The sequence below is a fragment of the Tateyamaria sp. Alg231-49 genome (assembly GCF_900143535.1).
GTDB lineage: Bacteria > Pseudomonadota > Alphaproteobacteria > Rhodobacterales > Rhodobacteraceae > Tateyamaria.
This window is the reverse complement of record NZ_FRFA01000010.1, coordinates 1-20237: the sequence shown is the minus strand read 5'-3', so window position 1 is coordinate 20237 and position 20237 is coordinate 1. Positions and strand designations below refer to the sequence as shown.

Sequence of the window (20237 nt, the reverse complement as noted above, 5' to 3'; positions counted from 1 at the left end):
CGCCCGATGAATATGCAAGTCGCAGACGTGATCGCCCCCCCCGCCCCCAAACGGCTGGGTGAGATGAAATTGCCTATCGTGATGATGCGGGACATCCTGCTGAAAACCATGTTTCGCAAGAACCTCGACATGGTGTCGGACCTGTCCCCGGCGCTGTGCCTGCCGATCCCGGTTGTGCAAGAGATCATCGACATGTGCCGCGACCAACGGCTGATGGAGGCGACCGGCACGCTCAACGCCAACAACGGCAACGAAATGGGCTACCAGTTGACGGATGCGGGCAAGGCGCGCGCACTCGATGCATTGGCACAGTCGGAGTATTTTGGCGCGATGCCCGTACCGCTTGATATGTATCGCGAACAGGTCCAGCGACAGTCGATCCGCAACATCATGGTTACCCGCACACAATTGACCGGAGCCATGGGCCATCTGGTCTTGCCCCCTGACCTTCTGGACCAGCTTGGCCCCGCCGTGTCAGCGGGCCGCTCGATCCTGATGTATGGCCCGCCCGGCAACGGTAAATCCTCGATTTCAAACGGGATCCGCGACGCCCTTGGCGATCAGGTCTATGTGCCGCGCGCCATCGAATATGCGGGTCAGGTGATCACGGTTTACGATCCCATCGTTCACGTGCTGTCCAAGGATCAAGGCGACATGGGCACCGGCCTGCGCAAGCGCACGCCCCATGACATGCGCTATGTCAAATGCGAGCGGCCCACCGTGGTCACGGGCGGTGAACTCAGCCTGAATATGCTGGACCTCGTCTATAACCCGACAGCCAAAACCTATCAGGCGCCGCTACAGCTGAAATCCACAGGTGGCATCTTTATCGTGGACGACCTTGGTCGTCAGGCTGAAAGCCCGCAGGCGCTGGTCAACCGCTGGATTGTTCCACTGGAAGAAAGCAAGGACATCCTCGCCCTGCAATCGGGTGAGAAATTCGAGGTGCCGTTCGACACGCTGGTGGTCTTCTCCACCAACTTCCACCCCAACGAAATCTTTGACCAAGCCGCCCTGCGCCGGATTTTCTTCAAAATCAAAATCGACGGGCCAAGCCAAGCTAACTTCCTGAAGATCTTTGCCATGGTCGCCAAGAAAAAAGGGATGGCCCTGAACGAAGAGGCGCTCGTCTACCTGCTCAAGGTCAAATACCCGACGATCCAGAACATCTATGCCAACTACCAGCCGAACTTCCTCGTCGACCAAATGGTGGCGACCTGCAATTTCGAAGGTATTGAGAAACAGATGACGCCCGAACTCATCGACCGGGCTTGGGCCAACATGTTCGTCAAGGACGAACATATCGTCAAATGATCGGGGTTGCAGGCTGCGGGCGCATGGGTGCGCCGATGCTCGATGCTTTGCGAGACGGCACGTCCCATGCGATGGGCTTTGACGTGGTGGGAAAAGGTCCAGATCATATAACGACCGATTTGGATGCATTTGCCCCACAACTCGAGACCCTATTCAGCGTGGTGCGTGATGCGGGCGAAACCGATGCGCTTCTCTTTGACACCCAAAATCTAATAGCGGTGGCCCCTAATTTGCGCCGGATCTTTATCTGCTCCACGCTGTCGCCGCGCTATGTAGACACTTTGCGCGCCCGCGTACCTGACCACATCACCTTGATTGACGCCCCCATGTCAGGGGCACAAGCCGGTGCCCAAGACCGCAGCCTCAGTTTCATGCTGGGAGGTGCGCAAGACGACATCGACGACGCCATTCCGCTGCTTTCGCTTATGGGTCGACACTTCCACCACATGGGCCCCTACGGCTCCGGCATGCAGGCCAAAGTGCTCAACAATCTGCTGGCCGCATCGCACACAGCGATGACTCGGCTGGTTTTGGATTGGGCGGATGCGGCCGGGCTCGACACAGACAAACTTCTGGCGCTGATCGAAACGTCCTCGGGGCAAAATTGGCTGGCCTCCGGATTTGAGACAATCGAGTTTGCCAAAGAAGGACACGCTGCCGACAATTCCATTGGCATTCTGGTCAAGGACGTCGCCGCTGCTTTGGATGCCGCACCAGATGGCGCAGACACAGCGTTACCCCAACTCGTTCAGGCTACGGTCCGCGCCCTCACCCCGCGCCGTTAAATAAAACGCGCACGGCTTCTACCCCAGCAATATGTCAGTTTTCGGTGCGCAAGTTTTGCACGCACTATGCATCGCCCACTTTCAACAAACCCTCCTGTGAACAAAGGGTAAACCGCTCATCCTTGTCCAAATTCTCTGATTTAAAAAAATCCCGGGGGACGGCGCCGTAAGGCGACGGGGGGCTGGCCCCCAATCTACCACCTGCTAGATGTCACTACATGACCACATTGCCCGACATCTTCTCAAGCTGGTTCGCCTCCAAAGGGTGGTCCATCCACCCACACCAGCAACAGATGCTGTCGCGCGCGCAAGACCCAGCCCTGCTGCTAATTGCCCCGACGGGCGGGGGCAAAACACTGGCCGGTTTCCTGCCGACACTGGCAGAACTCAGCGACGGCACGCACGAGGGTTTGCACACGCTCTACATCTCGCCGCTTAAGGCCTTGGCCGCAGACATCAAACGCAACCTGCGCACGCCCGTGGCCGAGATGGACCTGCCCATTCGCATCGAAGACCGTACCGGCGATACCAGCCAAACCCAAAAGAAACGGCAACGCGCCGATCCACCCCACATCCTTCTGACAACTCCGGAAAGCCTTGCTCTTTTAACCAGCTACGAAGACGCACCACGCATGTTCGCTGGCCTCAAACGCGTGATCGTCGACGAAATCCACGCCCTCGCGGAAAGCAAGCGGGGTGATCAGATGTTCCTCGCCCTGTCGCGCCTGCAAGCGATGTGTCCCGACCTGCGCCGTGTTGGTCTGTCGGCCACAGTAGAAAACCCTGACGCCATCGCCCACTTGCTGGCGCGCCACCCGGATCCTTGTCAGATCATCAATGCTGACCCCGGCCCGGCTCCGGACATCCAAATGCTTGTGACTGAGGAAGCCCCCCCTTGGGCTGGAGGCGGCGCAAAATACGCCATCCCTGCTGTGTTGGAGCAGGTAAAGGCTCATAAAACTACACTAATTTTTCACAACACACGAGCACAGGCCGAACTTTACTTTCACAACATCTGGCTCGCCAATGACGAAGGGCTACCCATCGGCATCCACCACGGCAGCCTTGATCGTGGGCAGCGCGAAAAGGTCGAACAGGCCATGGTCGCAGGCGACCTTAAGGCCATTGTGTGCACCGGCACGCTTGATTTGGGCATTGACTGGGGCGACGTGGATCTGATCATCCAGATCGGCGCCCCCAAAAACGTCAAACGGCTGGTGCAGCGGATCGGGCGCGCCAATCACCGCTACAATGCCCCCTCCAAGGCGCTACTGGTCCCTGCAAACCGGTTCGAGGTGGTCGAATGCGTCGCCGCCCTCGAAGCGGTCAAGGAAGGCGCACTTGACGGCGACCCTCGCGGCCCCGGCCCACGTGACGTGCTCTGCCAGCACATCCTGATTGTTGCAGCGGCAGGCCCCTTTGACGCCGACGCTCTTTATGGTGAAGTGGCGACAACCGGCGCCTATAGCACTCTGACCAAAGAAGAATTTGACGCCTGCCTCGATTTCTGCGCCACGGGAGGCTACGCACTGCGCGCCTATGATCAGTGGAAGCGACTGCAACAGCGCGCCGATGGTCTGTGGCAACTGCGCGACCCGCGCGCTGGCCAACGGATTCGTATGAATATCGGTACCATTCAGGACACCGACACGCTCAAAGTCCGGTTCAAAGGACGGGGCGGCAAGCCTTTGGGCGAGATAGAGGAAGGGTTTGCCGCCACCCTCACACCCGGCGACACCTTCCTGATTGGCGGTCAGATTGTGCGCTATGACTCCTTGCGCGAAATGACGGTGCAAGTGACGCGCGATGCGGCCAAAAAACCCAAGATCGCGACCTTTATGGGCACAAAGTTCGCCACCTCAACGCAACTCAGCCACCGCATCATCGAGATGTTTCAACGCGATGCATGGCCAGACCTGCCCCCGCACACATCCGAATGGCTTGCGCTTCAGCGCAAAGTTTCGCGCCTGCCTGAACCGGGCCGCCTTTTGATCGAGAGTTTTCCGCATGATGGGCGCGCGCATACGGCCGTCTATGGCTTTGCTGGGCGTAACGCCATGCAAACGCTGGGCCTTTTGCTGACCAAACGGATGGAGGAAACAGGCCTCAATCCGCTCGGCTTTCTGGCCACGGATTACGCGACGTTGATTTGGGGGCTTGATCCGATCACAGACCCTGCACCCCTTTTCGAAATCGAAGGCCTGCGTGACGGGCTGGAACGCTGGCTGGCGGGCAACGCGGTCATGAAACGCACCTTTCGCGCCTCGGCCACAATCGCCGGGTTGATCGAGCGTAACCTTCCGTCTGCGCGCAAGACCGGACGGCAGGCAACGTTCAGTTCAGACATCCTTTACGATACGCTGGCAAAGTACGACCCCGATCACCTGATGCTGGACATCACGCGACAAGAAGCCTTGCGGGGTCTCGTCGATTTTGGCCGGATCGAGGAAATGTGCGCCCGTATCGGGGATCGAATTGATCTGATCGAGCATGACCGCGTCACGCCGCTGGCTGCGCCCCTGTTCCTCGAGGTTGGCCGAGTGCCCATCAAGGGGCTGGCAGAGGAAAAACTGCTGGCTGAAGAAGCAGAGCGCTTGATGAACAGCGCAGGCCTTGTGCCAGATCCACCCAAACGGGCGTGGCGCGCTCCCTTCTGATTGGCCTGAGACTCAACCCCTTTTCCGGAACGCTCCAAGTCGTAAGTCGCATCTTGATGCGCCACTGCCGCATGTTTATGAACAAAGTATGAACATGCATGATGTCGCCTTTGCGGGAACCGCGCTCAAGGCCTTGGGGTCCGGCGCGCTGTTCTGGCCAGCGCAATCCTTGCTTTGCGTTTCAGACCTGCACTTCGGCAAATCTGAGCGCATCGCGCGTCGTGGCGGTGCGCAACTGCCACCTTACGAGACACGCGATACGCTGACCCGGCTGGCCGCCGACCTTGATCACACACAGGCACGCACTGTCATCTGTCTTGGCGACAGCTTTGATGATCTGAGCGCAGCCCGCGCCCTGTCCGAGGAAGACAGGCTGTGGATCACCCGCCTTCAGGCAGGTCGGCACTGGGTTTGGATCGAAGGCAACCACGATCCCGGACCCATCGAATTTGGCGGCACCCATTTGGGCGAACTGACCGAAGAGCCACTCGTCTTTCGCCATATCGCTCAAGCAGGCGCGCGCGGCGAAATCTCGGGCCATTACCATCCCAAGGCGACACTGCCCACCCGTGGGCGGGCGATCACAAGGCCCGCTTTTCTGATTGACGCGGACCGCATCATAATGCCCGCATATGGCACCTACACTGGCGGTTTGCGCAGCCATGACAATGCTTTAACCAACTTGATGCGCTGTGATGCGACGGCCATCCTGACCGGACCACGCCCCGTGCAAATACCAATGCCAAGAGGTGCGATATGAATGATCGGATTGCCGCCAGCTTTGCCCGCCAATCCATGATGCAAACCTTTGGGGCGACTCTGGATGCCGTCACGCAGGGCCATGTAACCCTGTCCGCGCCAATCCTGCCCGGCAGTCGCCAACAGCAGGGATTTGCCCACGCGGCCCTGACCTTTGGTCTTGGGGACAGTGCGGCAGGCTATGCGGCCCTCACCACAATCCCCGAGGATCAAGAGGTCGTCACGGCCGAAATCAAGATCAACCTGACCGCCCCGGCAACCGGAGAGCGCCTGATCGCAAAAGGCCGGGTCATCAAACCCGGCCGCCGTCTGATTGTTGTCAGTTCAGAGGTGTTCGCCGTCACCGATAGCGTCGAAACCCTAGTCGCCGTTCTACAGGGCACCATGGTACCTGTCCGCGCCTGATAACTTGTCTAGGCCGTCAGCCCTTCGGGCTCGGGCAAGCCATTGGCGCGACAGCACGCCGTCACGGTGTTGGCCAACAGGCAGGCGATGGTCATCGGGCCGACGCCACCCGGCACGGGGGTGATCGCACCGGCCACAGCAGAGCAACTCTCAAAGTGGCTATCGCCAACCAAACGGGTCTTGCCCTCACCCTTTTCAGGTGCGTCGATGCGGTTGATGCCGACGTCGATGACAGTCGCGCCCGGTTTAATCCATTCCCCGGTGACCATTTCAGGCCGGCCAACTGCGGCCACCACAATATCTGCGCCGCGCGTCACCTCTTGAATGTCCTTAGTCCGCGAATGGGCAATGGTGACAGTACAGCTGTCGCCCAAAAGAAGTTGCGCCATCGGTTTACCCACGATGTTGGACCGGCCAACGACGACTGCGTTCAACCCAGACAGGCTGCCATGATGGTCGCGCAACATCATCAAACAGCCCAAAGGCGTACAGGGCACCATCGACTTCTGGCCCGTCCCGAGCAGCCCCACATTAGAGATATGGAACCCATCCACATCCTTGGCAGGGTCGATGGAGTTGATGACGAGATCTTCGTTCAGGTGCTTGGGCAAAGGTAGTTGCACCAGAATACCGTGAATGGACGGATCAGCATTCAGATCAGCAATCAGGGCCAGCAAATCGGCCTCTGACGTGTCGACGTCCAGCTTGTGTTCGATGCTGTTCATGCCGACTTCGACGGTCATCTTGCCTTTTGAGCGGACATAGACCTGACTGGCTGGGTCCTCACCCACCAGCACTACGGCAAGGCCGGGTGTGATCCCATGTGCGCTTTTTAGTGCAGTGACATGTTCGGCCACTTTTGCGCGCACCGTGGCGGCAAAGGCCTTTCCGTCAATGATCGTCGCGTCCATCTGCATCCCTTTCTAGTTTCGTTCAAAGGTGACCTGATGTGCCCATGTTTCGCCATCGCTGATCACCAGCGTTTCGAATTCCATGATTTGCAAAAGGTCATAAAAGGTCGCCACAGTCTCAAGATCCTGTTGGCGGAAAAATTCGTTGTTGCGCATGTTGGACGTCATTTGCGCCAACACTGCACGGGCCCGGTAGATGGTCGAAAACACATCGTCGTCCAGAGCGACCACATTGAGATGTTTGGAATCCGAACCCTTGGCAAAGAACACAAATCGGGGGCTTTCGGGCGCCGCCAACTGCGATGCCGTCAGATTGGTAATAAAGCCGACGCGCACATCCTTGCTGGATGGTGGGCCCTCACGAATGACACGTGTGAACACTTCAGACGACGTAATCTCGGGATAGTAATAGCCCTCGTAGCGTTCATTGGCCCCTGCCATCGTGGCAGCCATTGCCAGTGCCATGGCAGCAAGTGTTCGGATCATCATCTGTCTTTCCTCCGGTTAGGTCCCGCTCAGGCTGAAGCGAGCAGGACACCGGGTCAATTCACTTGGTGCCCTGTCCCCAAATCGTGACAGGGCCGTGAGGCGGGCGTTGCGCCCGCCCTGGTTCAGAACAGACCTTCGATCTGGCCTGCGTCGTTGAGGTGGATGTTTTCGGCAGACGGCACACGGGGCAGGCCCGGCATCGTCATGATCTCTCCACACACGGCAACGATAAACCCGGCCCCAGCGGACAAACGCACTTCACGCACCGGAACCGAGAACCCTGTGGGCGCACCGCGCAAAGTTGGGTCGGTCGAGAACGAGTACTGCGTTTTCGCCATACAGACAGGCAGGTGTCCATAACCCTGCTGTTCCCACAGCTTCAGCTGATCGCGGATCTTTTGATCCATAAGGGCTTCGTCTGCGCGGTAGATCCGCTTTGCGATGGTCTGGATTTTATCGGCCAGAGACATGTCATCCGGATAAATCGGCGCAAAGTTGGCTGTGCCCGCATCGGCGAGTTCGGCCACTTTGGTCGCGAGGTCTGCGGACCCTTCGGACCCTAATTCCCAATGGCGCGACAGGATGGCTTCGGCCCCCTGTTCAGCCACGAAGTTTTTAACCGCCTGCACTTCGGCGTCTGTGTCTGTGACGAAGTGGTTGATGGCGACGACAACCGGCACACCGAAGGATTTGAGGTTTTCGATGTGACGTCCAAGGTTCGGGCAACCTGCCTTTACCGCGTCGACGTTTTCAGCGCCGAGATCCGCCTTGGCCACGCCGCCATTCATCTTCATTGCGCGCACAGTGGCGACGCAGACGACAACTGACGGGGACAATCCGGCCTTGCGACACTTGATGTTCATGAATTTCTCAGCGCCGAGGTCAGCACCAAATCCTGCTTCGGTCACGACGTAGTCCGTCAGTTTCAGCGCTGTCGTAGTCGCGATCACGGAATTACAGCCGTGCGCGATGTTTGCGAATGGGCCACCGTGAACAAAGGCAGGATTGTTTTCCAGCGTCTGCACGATATTTGGCTGCATCGCGTCCTTGAGCAAGACAGTCATCGCGCCGTCCGCCTTAATGTCGCGGCAGAACACCGGGCTGCGGTCGCGGCGGTAGGCCACGATCATGTCACCCAAACGTTTTTGCAGATCCGAAAGGTCCTTGGCCAGACACAGGATCGCCATGACTTCGGACGCCACCGTTATGTCAAATCCAGCTTCACGTGGGAAGCCGTTTGCCACACCGCCGAGAGACGCAGTAATCTGACGCAGCGCGCGGTCGTTCATGTCCACAACGCGACGCCACACGACGCGGCGCACATCTATCTCAAGCTCGTTGCCCCAATAGATGTGGTTGTCGATCATCGCGCTCAGCAGGGAGTGTGCCGAAGTGATCGCATGAAAGTCGCCTGTGAAATGCAGGTTCATCTCTTCCATCGGCACGATCTGGGCGTAACCACCACCGGCGGCGCCGCCTTTCATCCCGAAGTTTGGGCCCAGCGAGGCTTCGCGGATACACACCATCGCCTTCTTGCCGATGCGGTTCAGACCGTCGCCCAGACCCACTGTCGTCGTGGTCTTACCCTCGCCGGCCGGGGTCGGGTTGATGGCTGTCACGAGGATCAGCTTGCCGTCTTCGCGGTCCTGCACTGAGTTGATAAAGGACTGGCTGACCTTGGCCTTGTCGTGGCCGTAGGGCAGCAGGTCGGCGCTTTCGATGCCAATCTTGGCCCCGATCTCTTGGATCGGTTTCTTTTGCGCTTCGCGCGCAATTTCGATGTCAGATTTGTAGGCCATGATGATCCTCGGCAAGTCAAATGAGCAGGTCTGTCGTGAACTGCATACAAGCGCATGCCCATACCTGATGCGTGCGATTCCGACATTTCAGCGCGACAGAGCGGCCAGCATGCGCATCATCGTTTCGTTTCGGAAACGATCAGTCCGCTGCAGGAACCGACTCGCGCGCCTTCATCGTCTTTTCAAGAACTGAATTTGTCGCCACCAGTTTGCTGCGAATATTGCCCGAAAAAGCCAGATCAAGGTGGGGCGAGATGTCTGGGTTACGCTTGACCAGACGGCGCAATGCATCGGACGAGGCACTGAAGTAGCGGGTGGGTTGGTTGAGCCGGACAGACGCGCTGGCAGGGCCGCTGGTCATGCAAGCCATTTCGCCGATAAACTGTCCCGGTCCCACCTGAGCGATGATTTGACCACCCACATCCACGTCCACTCCGCCGCTTACCAGATAGGTAAGTGCGTCGACCGGCATACCCTGCTGGGTCAACAGTTCGCCAATTTCTCCGTCCCGCCAGGTACCGGTATCCAACAGTTTCTTTGCTTCGATCGGACGCAACGTCGGAAAGTGGTTCGTCAAGAGCTTTTGTTCTTCGGCGTTGAAACGCAGCATGTTCGTCAGGAACCAAACGCGCGCGATCCCGGCGATGGACAGCGTAATCCAACTGATCTGGACGATAGCGGAAAACATATTCCAATCGCGAAACAGCGAAACGAGCACAAGGGCGGCGGCCATCAGGTTTAGAGCTGCGTAGGTATAGCTGGAGCCCTTGAGCAAGCCCAATTGCAGCAGCCCGTAGGAACCCAAATAAAAGGCGACACCGCCATATCCGGCGATTTGGTAGTAATCGAGCATGCCGCGAAATCCTTAGACACATTCAATAGCGCGGAACCTGCCAGAGGTCTGCGCGCAAAAGCAAGCATTCTGATCAGGTAAATCGCTGCGATGGAAATCGCGGCGCGAGAGTTGTGCATCCCGTACAGTCGGCCCCAGCGAAGGGCGCAACCGTGGTGTGCACCGCTCTATCCAGCCTGAATGTCCGCCTGATGGGCCCATAGGGGCTGATCGGGGACATGCAGCACCAAAGTGTCGCCCACCGAAAGCTGCCCTCCGTACTCCATCCACGCGGTTACGCCGCGCAATCCAGTCGCTGCGGGTTTGAAGCGTTTGCCGAACCCCTCGGCCTCTTTTTCAATTTCGCGACCGGGGAAGATACAGGGGCGGTTTTCCATATCGATGGTGATGCCGGCACCGGAGGGTGCCATCAGCCGCGATGACGGCGGGACGTGGGAAAAATCCGGGATGCCCTCAATGATCATCGAGGCACCCAGCCACGCCGGATCGATTGTCTCCATCTCCATCTTGGCCGCGATTTCTGCCATTTCTTCTGCGCTCAGGATGGTGAGCTGGCGGACGTTACGGATCTCTGTGCCGCGCGCGTACTGCGTTTTGACCCGTGTGCACGCCGGACGCGTCGGCCCGCCATGTGTTTCTCCGGGAAAGCCGTCTAGCGTAGCCTCGACAGTCTCGAACGGCGTTGCGCGCAACGTGTCCCCTTGGCCGGTGACGCGACCAAGCCACGTAATGCGCGCTGAAAAGGACGTCGGTTTGAGGGCAGGCATTCTGGCTCTCCTTCATGTTGAGCGCATTTCTATGTCGATCAGTGCGCCAGACACCAATGACAAATTGTGAGCAGTACTTCAAAGCCCGTGATGCATCAAAGCCGTGCTTCTACGCCTTGGCCTGAGCAATTGCCCAATAAAAAAGCCCGCCGGAACCGGCGGGCTATTCTTCAGTCTTGGTCAATCGGTTCAGGTGCTTGGCTCAGGCTCCATCCCGCCATCACCAGAGGGGCCAGATTTCTTTTTGGCCTTTGGGATTGCCGTCAGGCTCGGTTTTTCCTCTTCGACCTTCGATCCACCATCTTCATCGTCCGGGCTATGGGGTGGTTCGCCGCGCATCACACGCTCGATCTCTTCGCCCGTGAGGGTTTCGTACTCGAGCAGGCCTTGGGCCAGACGCTCAAATTCTTCCTCGTTCTCAGTGATGATCTTCAGCGCCCAGTCATAGCCGTCCTGAATGAACTTCTGAACTTCTTGTTCGACCGTTTCCTTGGTGTTGGCCGAAACCGAAAAGCCAGCTGTGTTGCCTTGATAGCCTTGGGCCGCTTCGGAATAGTCGATGTTACCTACCTTGTCCGACATGCCCCATTGCAACACCATCGCACGCGCCAATCCACTGGCTTGCATGATGTCGCCGGCAGGGCCGTTCGAAACGGAGTCGGGTCCATACTTGTGAATCTCGGCTGCCTTGCCCGCCATCGTCATAGCGAGACGCTGGTGGCATTCGTCCTTGAACATGTTGAGGCGATCAATTTCGGGCAGGCTCATCACCATGCCCAAGGCACCCCCACGCGGAATGATCGTCGCCTTGTAGACCGGATCACACTTGGGCAGCTTCATACCAACCAAGGCGTGACCCGCCTCGTGATAAGCCGTCATCTCTTTTTGCGCGGCCGTCATGACCATGGAGCGCCGTTCGGGGCCCATCATCACTTTGTCTTTCGCGCTCTCGAAATCGATCATTGTTACGAAACGACGCCCAATACGCGCGGCCATCAATGCTGCTTCGTTCACCAAGTTCGCAAGGTCCGCCCCCGAGAACCCGGGGGTACCGCGCGCGATAATGCGCAGATCAACGTCAGGTCCGAGTGGCGTCTTGCGCGCATGTACGCCCAAGATCTTTTCGCGGCCCTTGATGTCGGGATTGCCAACGGTCACCTGACGGTCAAAGCGGCCCGGGCGCAAAAGCGCGGGGTCCAACACATCCTTACGGTTGGTGGCCGCGATGATGATCACGCCTTCGTTGGCCTCAAAACCGTCCATTTCCACCAGCAATTGGTTGAGTGTCTGCTCACGTTCGTCATTGCCGCCGCCATAGCCCGCGCCACGATGGCGACCAACAGCGTCAATTTCGTCGATGAACACGATGCAGGGCGCGTTTTTCTTGGCTTGCTCGAACATGTCGCGCACGCGGGATGCCCCCACGCCGACAAACATTTCTACAAAGTCAGAGCCGGAGATAGTGAAGAAAGGCACGCCCGCCTCGCCCGCAATCGCGCGCGCAAGCAGTGTCTTACCAGTACCCGGAGGGCCGACAAGCAAAGCACCTTTTGGGATCTTGCCGCCAAGGCGCGAGAATTTCTGCGGGTTGCGCAGAAACTCAACGATTTCTTCAAGCTCTTCCTTGGCCTCGTCAATGCCGGCAACGTCGTCAAACGTCACGCGCCCATGCTTTTCCGTCAGCATCTTTGCCTTGGATTTCCCAAAGCCCATGGCGCCACCTTTGCCGCCACCCTGCATCCGGTTCATGAAATAGACCCAGACACCGATCAGCAGCAGGAAGGGCAACAGCGAAACAAGGAATGTCTGAAAGCCAGACTGTTGTTGCTGTTCGGCACGTACCGGTATGCTGTTTTCGATCAACAGGTCGGTGACGGCGGCATCTTCGGGTTTGATCGTGACGAAGTCTTCGGCGCCACGGCGGAACCGTACTTGCTCACCGTCCAATGTGACGTTGCTGACAGATCCGTCCTCAACCGCACTTACAAACTCGGAATAGCTGACTTCACGGCTTTGAAGTGTGTTGCCCGACCCACCAAACAGGTTGAACAGAGCCAAGATCAGCAAAAACAAAACCACCCAAAAGGCGATATTACGTGCGTTTCCCAAGGAAAATCTCCTGATACATCTTGCCGTATGGGCGCTCCCTACGGCGTTGGTCTTAAGATAGAGAGGATATCGCGAGGTTCAATGCGATAATAGTGCGGCAAAAAAGGCATCTTGCCCGCCGTCAAGCTCCGCGACCCACTCTGGATCGTGTTGCACGACAGGCGCAGCAATCATGCGATCATCATACCACACAGACGGCGTCACGGCGAGGGCTGAGCGCGGAAGGCCCAATTCGCGCCAGTTTGGAATGTCAGAAAGCGGCTCGGTCCCCAAGGCGCGCACCTCGATATCGGGATCATCCTCTGGCCCGGTGACCAACCAGCGATCATCCCACATGTCCCCCACTTCGCAACTCACGTCCTGCAAGACGTTCAGTTCGCGAAAAACCCAGATGACATCGCGTTCTACCAACACCTGACACCCCTCAAGGGTGGCGCCGCTGCCGGCACACACCGCTTCCAACACTCGGGCGACCGCGTCGCGGCGCGGCGGGTAGGCGCTTTGCGCAATCCACGTAATGGCGTGCACGATCAGGCGGCGACCAATTTCTTCGGGCAGCATCCGAAACTTGCCCCGTTCGATGGCGATGGCCCCATACGCAAGCGTAGCAGCGTCCTGCGCCGCCAAAAATGTCTGCCAGTCCAATGCCTCACGCGCGCGCGACATGTTTTGAGCGACATCCGCCAGAGTATTGGCATGCACCCCAAGGCTACTCAAAACCGTCAACGCATCACGCACCCGGATACGTTCGAAATCACGGTTCTCATTGCTGGGGTCTTCGCACCAGTCGATCTGGGCGGCCCGCAAAAATGTGCGCAGGGCAGAGCGTTCGAGGCGCAGAAAGGGGCGCACCCATGTGATCCCATCCTGCACACGGCGTGGAGACATCGCGCTCAGACCGTCCACCCCGGCCCCACGGGCAAGACGCATTAGAAATGTTTCAGCCTGATCATCCGCCGTGTGCCCAAGCGCCACATGGGTGATCTGGTTGCCGTAGGCCCAATCTGCAATCAGACCATAGCGCGCGTTCCGCGCTGCAGCCTGTAGGTTTCCGTCACCCCGCCAACCGGTCCAGAATTCAACGTGGTGCGGCAGGTCCCATCGGGCACACAAGTCAGTGACCAGTGCAATCTCGTGCTTTGTTTCAGGGCGCAGGCCATGATCAACGGTGATGACGTGTAGTTCGATGTCGTTGGACTTCGTGAACTCGACCAGCGCCGCGAGAAGTGCGACAGAATCGCCTCCCCCGGACACTGCAACCCCCATCCGTTCTGGCAACTGACCTGAAAAAAGGGCCTCGATTCCAGCGACCAGGGGGCCGAGCATTCTTTAGGAACAGCTCAGGTTGCGCATGGCGGCCTCAGCTTCCGAGACCGCGGCGGCCCCGGGAAAACGCACGCCAACCTCGCTCAGTGTCACGCACGCCTCAGCGGACTGACCAAGCCGTCCAAGCGCATTGCCAAGCAGATACAGTGCCTCAGCTGCCATAGGCCCCGTTTGGTCCATCGTAAAAGCGCCAAGATAAGCACGCGCGCCCTCGCGCACGTCCCCCAACCCTTCAAGCGCTTCGCCACGTCGTAGCGTAGCCTCTATTGCGAGGGGGCCGCCGGGGTAGGTCTCGTTAAAGGTCGCAAACTGGTCCGCGGCGGAGCGAAAGTCACGCGCAGCAAGCGCCTCTTGCGCCCGCTCGAAATCCGCTTGCTCGTTTGCAGCCAGTTGTGTTTCGGGTTGCGGTGTCGGTGCCGGCCCTGTCACAGGTGCGCCAGCGCCCCCGCCTAGCGAGGGCGTGTCCCCAAGGCTTCCAATGTCACAGCCACTTTCCAACTCGCACAGACGAAACTCCAGATCGCCAATCCGGTTGGTGCCATCCTCAATCACGCGACCAATGCGAAATTCCAGCTCCTCGCTTTTACCGGTCAGTCGCTGCAATTCGCTTTCAATGGCTGCGATGCGGTCAAAGGTGTCACCTGAGCCGACATTCGGCGCGGTCCCGCCCGTCGTTGAAAGCTCGCGCTTGAGGCGCTGTACCTCGACATACAAAACAGTGAGTTCCTGCCGAATGTCAGCAAGCGTGGCATCATCCTGTGCCATTGCACCGTGCGGGAAAGACATCCCCACGGCCAGAACCAGACCTGAAATCCACCGCATCACCGCGCACCCCTCTTTCGTCATTGCTTCCGTTTTAGCTGCTCAGCCCACCGGCAAGCACCGTTACCGCACGGCGGTTCTTGGCGTAACAAGTCTCATCACTGCAAATCTCAATCGGACGTTCTTTGCCGTAGCTCACGACTTGCAGACGGCTTGCCTGAACCCCTTGGGTCACCAGATAGGCACGGGCGGCATCTGCGCGTCGTGCACCAAGGGCGAGGTTGTATTCCCGCGTGCCCTGTTCGTCGGCATGCCCTTCAATCACAGCGGTGAAGTCGGCGTTTTGCAACAACCAGACAGCCTGCCCATCGAGCGTTGCGCGCCCTTCTGGTGTCAGCGTGGACTGATCGATGGCAAACAGCACCCGATCGCCGATCGCTTGCTTGAAATAAGCAGGTGAGGATGGATCAGACGCACTGCCTGCGACGGCGCCGTTTGCACCAGTGGCAAGCGCATCATCACCACCGCCAAAGCGGTTGGGGTCTGTACAGGCTGCCACGCTCAGCGCGGCACACAGCATCAGCAAGGAAGATTTCAGTTTCATTGGCTCGGGCCTCTCTTGGGTTATGTCGCCAAATTTCTTGGTCATTATGTTCAGTCTTATCACGAACGGGCGCACATGAAAATGCGCGGATGAAGGGTGTTCCCTTAGGGTTGCAATGGCCCCCAGGACGGGTCGGAACCGCCTTCGGGGGTGCGCACGGGCCTGAGGTTCCGTCCCGTTATGTCCACAGAGTACAAGGTTGAACGGCCACCAGCACCTTGGGTTTCGCGGGCGAACATAATCACTCGGCCATTGGGCGACCATGTGGGCCCCTCATCCAAGAAGGACGCTGTCAAAAGGCGTTCTTCGCTGCCGTCAACACGCATCACACCGATATGGAACCGGCCTTTGGACTGCTTGGTGAAGGCAATCAAGTCGCCACGCGGCGACCATACGGGCGTCCCATAACGCCCCTCGCCAAAGGAGATGCGGGTGGCCTGCCCTCCGCTAGCGGACATCACATAAAGCTGTTGCGAGCCGGACCGGTCGCTTTCAAACACAATGCGCGCGCCATCAGGGCTGAAGCTTGGCGCCGTTTCAATGGCGGGCGTATTGGTCAGCCGCTGTGTCACGCCCGAGTTGATGTTCATGGAATGAATATCTGTGTTGCTGCCCTGACTGATCGAATAAACTACCGTTTGACCATCCGGCGCAAAGCGGGGGGCAAAGCTCATCGTGCCTTGGTTGTTTTCAAGCACACGTCGTTGGACCGATCCGACGTCGAGCACATAGATACGCGGGAAGCCGGTTTCATAACTGGTATAAAGCACCCGGTCGCCAGCCTTGGAAAAACGTGGAGCCAGCACGATGTCGTCGCTGCCGGTCAAGTACTGCACGTTGGCACCGTCATAATCCATGACTGCAAGCCGCTTGCGACGGTTATCTTTGGGACCGGTTTCGCTGACATAGACGACACGGCTGTCAAAATAGCCGCTCTCGCCGGTGATGCGCGAGTAGACGACGTCTGCCACTTTGTGTGCGATGCGCCGCCACCCATCCGTCGTGCCCGCGAATTGCAACCCGGAGCCTAGTTCTGCGCCGGAGAATACATCATAGAGGCGGAATTTTACGTTGATCTGATTGCCTTGAACGCTCACCGCGCCCGTCACAAGCGCTTGTGCATTGATCGCCTTCCAGTCGGCATACTGAACGGGTGCACCAAAATCTGTGACCTGACTGATGAAGGCACTGCTTGGCAATTCGCGAAACAGTCCGGTGCCGATCAGATCGGCGGCAATCACACGGGAAAGTTGCGCGCCCATCTCGGCGCTGCCCGCGGTTTCTGCCACAAGGTCGGGTACGGCGACGGGCAAGGGTTCGATCACCCCTTCGGTGATTTCGATCCGCAAGGGACCGCTTTGGGCGATTGCCAAGGTCGGGATAAGGGCGGTCAGGCACACGCCGACCAGCGCACAGAGCACACGATACATCATTTGATACGCATCCTTTCGGGATTGAACGTCATCTCGATTTCTTTCCATTGACCGTATTTTTCGGCCGGTAATCCATAACCGTCGCGGGTGCAGCGGATAATCGCGCGCCGCGCAGCTTCAAACGCCTGTTTGGCCGCACCGGCAGACCCGCCTGAGCTGGACGCAAGGCGGATCGAACTGTTCACCGGCTTGCCGTCAGGTGTCATATCCACCGTTACCACCACAGTGGTCCCCAGTGCCTCGGTCGACAGAGAACCTACGTTCCAACAGCTAGAAACGGCGACGCGTAGCGAGTCCTTCTCGCCAGACGTCAGCGGCGGCCCCGTCGGTATTTGCTCTTCTCCGCCGCCCAAAGCTTCGCGCAGGGCGTCGTTGACTGCGTCTTCGGTCTCAGCGGGTGCAGATGTTTCGGGCGCGGGTTCAGCGCTGCGTACAGGGGCGCTCGGACGATTAGAAGGCGGACGGATCGAAGTCGCTGGCGCGCCCGATGGTTCCTCGGCCTCAGTCACGATCTCGGTTGCGGCTTCCTCGGGGGCTGTCGCTTCTTGTTCTTCGGCTTGCGTATCGGCGCCTTCGTCTTCGGTGACAGCCTCTTGTTCGACTTCATCGGGGGCTACATCGTCAGGTGGCGGGGCTACAGCCTCGGGCGCGATGCGCTCGGATGGGCGCGGGATGGGCCGGGGTGCGACCTCGGGCACAAGCGCAGCCTGTTCCTGTGGTTGAGGCTGTTCGGGCGAGACATCTGTAATCTCGGGTTCGGGATCAGGCGCAGGTGGTTCGGGTAGGGCTTCTGGCTCTGGTGGTTCAGTCGGGGTTGGTGTCTCTGTCACCACCGCCTCTTCGGGCGCAGGTGTTTCGACTGGGTCAGGCGCCACATCCGGCTGCACAGGCAGCGCCACTTCAGTTGCGCTGTCAGGCTCTGGGCCTGAGGCCAGAAGGGCCTCGAACGCGTCCGTCGAAATCACAGACACCTCGGTCACTTCAAAGGGCAAGGGTTCGGATTGAAAGGTACCGCCAAACAACACCCACCCGATCAGGCCCACATGGCCGATCCCGGATATGACCTGCCCGGTGTTCACTGATTATTGCCCCTCGCCGTCCAGCGCCGGCCCTCCGATATCCGTCACAAGGCCGATGTTGGAAAACCCGCCCGCATTGAGCGCGCCCATGACTTCCATCACCTGTGCGTAGGGCACAGCGCCATCTGCGCGCAGGAACACGCGATCGCTGTCGCGCTCCGCAGCAATGGCACGCAGGCGCTGTACGAGGGCCTCGCGTTCGACCTCAGTTGTTTGGATCTGGACAGCCCCCGTTGCTGTAACGGTCACAGTCAGCGGTTCTTCCTGATCCGCGGGAAGTGCACCGGCGGCGGTCTTGGGTAATTCAACCGGCACGCCGACTGTCAACAGCGGCGCTGCCACCATGAAGATGATGAGCAACACCAGCATAACGTCCACAAAGGGGGTCACGTTGATCTCTGACATAGGCAGCGAACGTTTGCCGCGCCGCCGCCGCCCCGATCCGCCGTCTTTTTGTATGGTGCCCGCGCCCATAGCCTAACTGTCCAACTGGCGGCTGAGAATGGTCGCGAACTCGTCTGCAAAAGCCTCGTAACCCGAAACGATCCGATCGCTGTCGGCGCTCAGTTTATTGTAGAAGATCACAGCCGGGATCGCGGCCAGTAGGCCAAGACCAGTGGCCAGAAGCGCTTCGGCAATACCGGGGGCGACGACAGCAAGGTTAGTGTTTTGCTGTTCTGCAATCTCGATAAAGGCGTTCATGATCCCAACCACCGTGCCAAAAAGGCCAATAAAGGGCGCCGATGATCCAACGGTCGCCAAGACTGTCAGACCCGATTGAAGGCTCTCGGCTTCCTTGGCGATGGCCACGTCCATCGAGCGATCAATCCGCGAGGTCGCCCCGGCAATCAGCCCGCCGTCATCACGGTGAGAGCGCTGCCATTCGGTCATACCGCTGGCGAATACCTTTTCTGCCGCCCCGTTCGGGTCAGGACCTATCTGTTCAAACAGCCCATCCAGCGGCTCGCCCGACCAGAACGCGCGGTCAAAGTGTGCCGCCTCTGCCCGCGTGCGGCGATACAGGATCAGTTTTTGAATGATAATGCCCCACGCCCAGAACGAGGCGACGATCAACATGATCATCACCAGCTTCACGACAATCGTGGCACGTGCGAATAAGCCCCACAGTGAGAAATCAATCTCCTGTGCCAGGGCCAAGGTTTCTGCTTCCATCTGCCTGCTCTTTTTTGTGCGGTCGGTTTTTTGACCTTATTGCGCGCAAACGTAACCCAGCAGAAAGGGGAAAGCTATCACTTCGACGTCATTTGCGCCTTATTTCTTGAGAGTTGCGCGGATTTCCGCAGGAAGTCGGACGGGTTTTCCGCCTGTTGTCATGCTTACGGCAACGACATGTGCGCGAAAGATCGGCGTGCCGTCACGCTGCACTTCCTGATCAAAGGTCCAGCGCACGGGGCTCGCGGCACGGTGCGTGGTGATGACCTCTAAGCGGTCACCCATGCGTGCTGAGGACAAATAGTCTGCCTCCACCCGGATCACGACAAACACAATATCCTTTGCCCGCATGGCATTCTGATCCACCCCCATCTGCTCCACGATCTCAGAACGGGCCCGCTCGATGTAGCGCAGATAGTTGGCGTAGTAGACCACACCAGCCATATCGGTGTCTTCGTAGTAGACGGTGACGGGGAAGAAATGCTTAGGATTATCAGTCACTTATATGCTTTCTTTTTGGCTTGGTAGCAGTTTGCGACATGTTACCGGCGATTTCTTGGTCGTTTGTCCGCTTGCGTGACCGACTGCGACACTTTGTCCGTCGTCAGGGTTTTTGGAACCAATGGCGGCTTGAACTAAGAGAGAGTTTGGCTCATCTGGTTGGTTGCATTATGCGGCGCGTTGTCCGTGATGCAAGCGCCGCGCTTCGAGTGTCTTTCGTTTGATCCTTTCTCTTTCCTGTAGAATGGCTTTGTCCCTGCCGAAGTAGACGTTGGCGGGCGTGACGTTGTTCAAGCTTTCATGGTAGCGTTGGTGATTGTAATGATCGACGAAGGTTTCGATCTGGGCTTCGAGATCACCCGGTAAGAAGTAGTTTTCTAGCAGGATGCGGTTCTTCAGGGTCTGATGCCACCTTTCGATCTTGCCTTGGGTTTGAGGATGATATGGAGCGCCGCGAGAGTGCTTCATGCCTTTGTCCTGCAACCATTCAGCCAGTTCTCCAGAGACGTAG

The 20237-nt window shown here is 58.4% G+C and carries 20 protein-coding genes; 5 read left to right on the top strand and 15 right to left on the bottom strand.

Annotated features, from left to right (window positions below; all coding sequences use genetic code 11):
* Positions 1–6: 6 nt before the first annotated feature.
* From DHN60_RS15420 to DHN60_RS15400, 5 genes are all read left to right on the top strand, one after another.
* Positions 7–1314, top strand: coding sequence for an ATPase (locus DHN60_RS15420; protein ID WP_108838317.1), 1308 nt, complete (start codon positions 7–9; stop codon positions 1312–1314).
* A complete protein-coding gene (locus tag DHN60_RS15415; protein WP_108838226.1) occupies positions 1311–2099 on the top strand; it encodes an NAD(P)-dependent oxidoreductase in 789 nt (262 codons plus the stop codon). The genes DHN60_RS15420 and DHN60_RS15415 overlap by 4 nt, the downstream gene beginning before the upstream one ends.
* Before the next feature lie 218 nt (positions 2100–2317).
* Positions 2318–4756, top strand: a complete 2439-nt coding sequence (locus DHN60_RS15410; RefSeq protein ID WP_108838225.1) for a ligase-associated DNA damage response DEXH box helicase — start codon at positions 2318–2320, stop codon at positions 4754–4756.
* Between the two features lie 88 nt (positions 4757–4844).
* A complete protein-coding gene (gene pdeM, locus DHN60_RS15405; RefSeq protein ID WP_108838224.1) occupies positions 4845–5516 on the top strand; it encodes a ligase-associated DNA damage response endonuclease PdeM in 672 nt (223 codons plus the stop codon).
* The gene (locus DHN60_RS15400) at positions 5513–5920 is read left to right on the top strand and encodes a PaaI family thioesterase (protein ID WP_108838223.1); all 408 of its coding nucleotides are present in this window, start codon (positions 5513–5515) and stop codon (positions 5918–5920) included. The genes pdeM and DHN60_RS15400 overlap by 4 nt, the downstream gene beginning before the upstream one ends.
* Before the next feature lie 8 nt (positions 5921–5928).
* Here the strand turns inward: DHN60_RS15400 and folD are convergent, their stop codons facing one another.
* From folD to DHN60_RS15325, 15 genes are all read right to left on the bottom strand, one after another.
* Positions 5929–6831, bottom strand: a complete 903-nt coding sequence (folD, locus tag DHN60_RS15395; RefSeq protein WP_108838316.1) for a bifunctional methylenetetrahydrofolate dehydrogenase/methenyltetrahydrofolate cyclohydrolase FolD — start codon at positions 6829–6831, stop codon at positions 5929–5931.
* Between the two features lie 12 nt (positions 6832–6843).
* Positions 6844–7320: a hypothetical protein gene (locus tag DHN60_RS15390; RefSeq protein WP_234423658.1), complete on the bottom strand. Its 477-nt coding sequence runs from the start codon at positions 7318–7320 to the stop codon at positions 6844–6846.
* A gap of 122 nt (positions 7321–7442) precedes the next feature.
* A complete protein-coding gene (locus tag DHN60_RS15385; RefSeq protein WP_108838222.1) occupies positions 7443–9119 on the bottom strand; it encodes a formate--tetrahydrofolate ligase in 1677 nt (558 codons plus the stop codon).
* Between the two features lie 139 nt (positions 9120–9258).
* Positions 9259–9972 (bottom strand): Crp/Fnr family transcriptional regulator, encoded by a 714-nt coding sequence (locus DHN60_RS22325; RefSeq protein ID WP_159089235.1) that lies wholly within the window; start codon positions 9970–9972, stop codon positions 9259–9261.
* Between the two features lie 167 nt (positions 9973–10139).
* Entirely contained in the window at positions 10140–10739 is a 600-nt protein-coding gene (locus DHN60_RS15375) for a sulfurase (RefSeq protein ID WP_108838221.1), read from the bottom strand.
* A gap of 189 nt (positions 10740–10928) precedes the next feature.
* A complete protein-coding gene (ftsH, locus tag DHN60_RS15370; RefSeq protein ID WP_108838220.1) occupies positions 10929–12848 on the bottom strand; it encodes an ATP-dependent zinc metalloprotease FtsH in 1920 nt (639 codons plus the stop codon).
* Between the two features lie 78 nt (positions 12849–12926).
* Positions 12927–14174 (bottom strand): tRNA lysidine(34) synthetase TilS, encoded by a 1248-nt coding sequence (gene tilS / locus DHN60_RS15365; RefSeq protein WP_108838219.1) that lies wholly within the window; start codon positions 14172–14174, stop codon positions 12927–12929.
* A gap of 3 nt (positions 14175–14177) precedes the next feature.
* Positions 14178–14996: a tetratricopeptide repeat protein gene (locus DHN60_RS15360; RefSeq protein ID WP_108838314.1), complete on the bottom strand. Its 819-nt coding sequence runs from the start codon at positions 14994–14996 to the stop codon at positions 14178–14180.
* 34 nt (positions 14997–15030) lie between these two features.
* Positions 15031–15540, bottom strand: coding sequence for a peptidoglycan-associated lipoprotein Pal (pal, locus tag DHN60_RS15355; RefSeq protein WP_108838313.1), 510 nt, complete (start codon positions 15538–15540; stop codon positions 15031–15033).
* A gap of 104 nt (positions 15541–15644) precedes the next feature.
* Positions 15645–16970, bottom strand: a complete 1326-nt coding sequence (tolB, locus tag DHN60_RS15350; RefSeq protein WP_234423665.1) for a Tol-Pal system beta propeller repeat protein TolB — start codon at positions 16968–16970, stop codon at positions 15645–15647.
* Entirely contained in the window at positions 16970–18052 is a 1083-nt protein-coding gene (locus DHN60_RS15345; protein ID WP_108838217.1) for an energy transducer TonB, read from the bottom strand. Before DHN60_RS15345 ends, tolB begins: the two co-directional genes overlap by 1 nt.
* 3 nt (positions 18053–18055) lie before the next feature.
* On the bottom strand, positions 18056–18526 hold the full coding sequence (gene tolR, locus DHN60_RS15340; RefSeq protein ID WP_108838216.1) for a protein TolR: 471 nt from the start codon (positions 18524–18526) through the stop codon (positions 18056–18058).
* 3 nt (positions 18527–18529) lie between these two features.
* On the bottom strand, positions 18530–19225 hold the full coding sequence (tolQ, locus tag DHN60_RS15335; RefSeq protein WP_108838215.1) for a protein TolQ: 696 nt from the start codon (positions 19223–19225) through the stop codon (positions 18530–18532).
* 99 nt (positions 19226–19324) lie between these two features.
* Positions 19325–19726 (bottom strand): YbgC/FadM family acyl-CoA thioesterase, encoded by a 402-nt coding sequence (locus DHN60_RS15330; RefSeq protein ID WP_255415575.1) that lies wholly within the window; start codon positions 19724–19726, stop codon positions 19325–19327.
* Between the two features lie 168 nt (positions 19727–19894).
* The coding region (locus DHN60_RS15325) for an integrase core domain-containing protein (RefSeq protein WP_159089234.1) at positions 19895–20237 on the bottom strand (343 nt) is incomplete at its 5' end.

Excerpts from the sequence above, each read along its gene's own strand:
- folD (WP_108838316.1), bottom strand. The coding sequence starts at position 6,831 with ATGGACGCGACGATCATTGACGGAAAGGCCTTTGCCGCCACGGTGCGC.
- DHN60_RS15420 (WP_108838317.1), top strand. The coding sequence starts at position 7 with ATGAATATGCAAGTCGCAGACGTGATCGCCCCCCCCGCCCCCAAACGG.
- DHN60_RS22325 (WP_159089235.1), bottom strand. The coding sequence starts at position 9,972 with ATGCTCGATTACTACCAAATCGCCGGATATGGCGGTGTCGCCTTTTAT.
- tolQ (WP_108838215.1), bottom strand. The coding sequence starts at position 19,225 with ATGGAAGCAGAAACCTTGGCCCTGGCACAGGAGATTGATTTCTCACTG.
- pal (WP_108838313.1), bottom strand. The coding sequence starts at position 15,540 with ATGAAACTGAAATCTTCCTTGCTGATGCTGTGTGCCGCGCTGAGCGTG.
- DHN60_RS15385 (WP_108838222.1), bottom strand. The coding sequence starts at position 9,119 with ATGGCCTACAAATCTGACATCGAAATTGCGCGCGAAGCGCAAAAGAAA.
- DHN60_RS15375 (WP_108838221.1), bottom strand. The coding sequence starts at position 10,739 with ATGCCTGCCCTCAAACCGACGTCCTTTTCAGCGCGCATTACGTGGCTT.
- DHN60_RS15410 (WP_108838225.1), top strand. The coding sequence starts at position 2,318 with ATGACCACATTGCCCGACATCTTCTCAAGCTGGTTCGCCTCCAAAGGG.
- DHN60_RS15400 (WP_108838223.1), top strand. The coding sequence starts at position 5,513 with ATGAATGATCGGATTGCCGCCAGCTTTGCCCGCCAATCCATGATGCAA.
- DHN60_RS15415 (WP_108838226.1), top strand. The coding sequence starts at position 1,311 with ATGATCGGGGTTGCAGGCTGCGGGCGCATGGGTGCGCCGATGCTCGAT.
- tolR (WP_108838216.1), bottom strand. The coding sequence starts at position 18,526 with ATGGGCGCGGGCACCATACAAAAAGACGGCGGATCGGGGCGGCGGCGG.
- pdeM (WP_108838224.1), top strand. The coding sequence starts at position 4,845 with ATGAACATGCATGATGTCGCCTTTGCGGGAACCGCGCTCAAGGCCTTG.
- DHN60_RS15360 (WP_108838314.1), bottom strand. The coding sequence starts at position 14,996 with ATGCGGTGGATTTCAGGTCTGGTTCTGGCCGTGGGGATGTCTTTCCCG.
- DHN60_RS15390 (WP_234423658.1), bottom strand. The coding sequence starts at position 7,320 with ATGATGATCCGAACACTTGCTGCCATGGCACTGGCAATGGCTGCCACG.
- tilS (WP_108838219.1), bottom strand. The coding sequence starts at position 14,174 with ATGCTCGGCCCCCTGGTCGCTGGAATCGAGGCCCTTTTTTCAGGTCAG.
- tolB (WP_234423665.1), bottom strand. The coding sequence starts at position 16,970 with ATGTATCGTGTGCTCTGTGCGCTGGTCGGCGTGTGCCTGACCGCCCTT.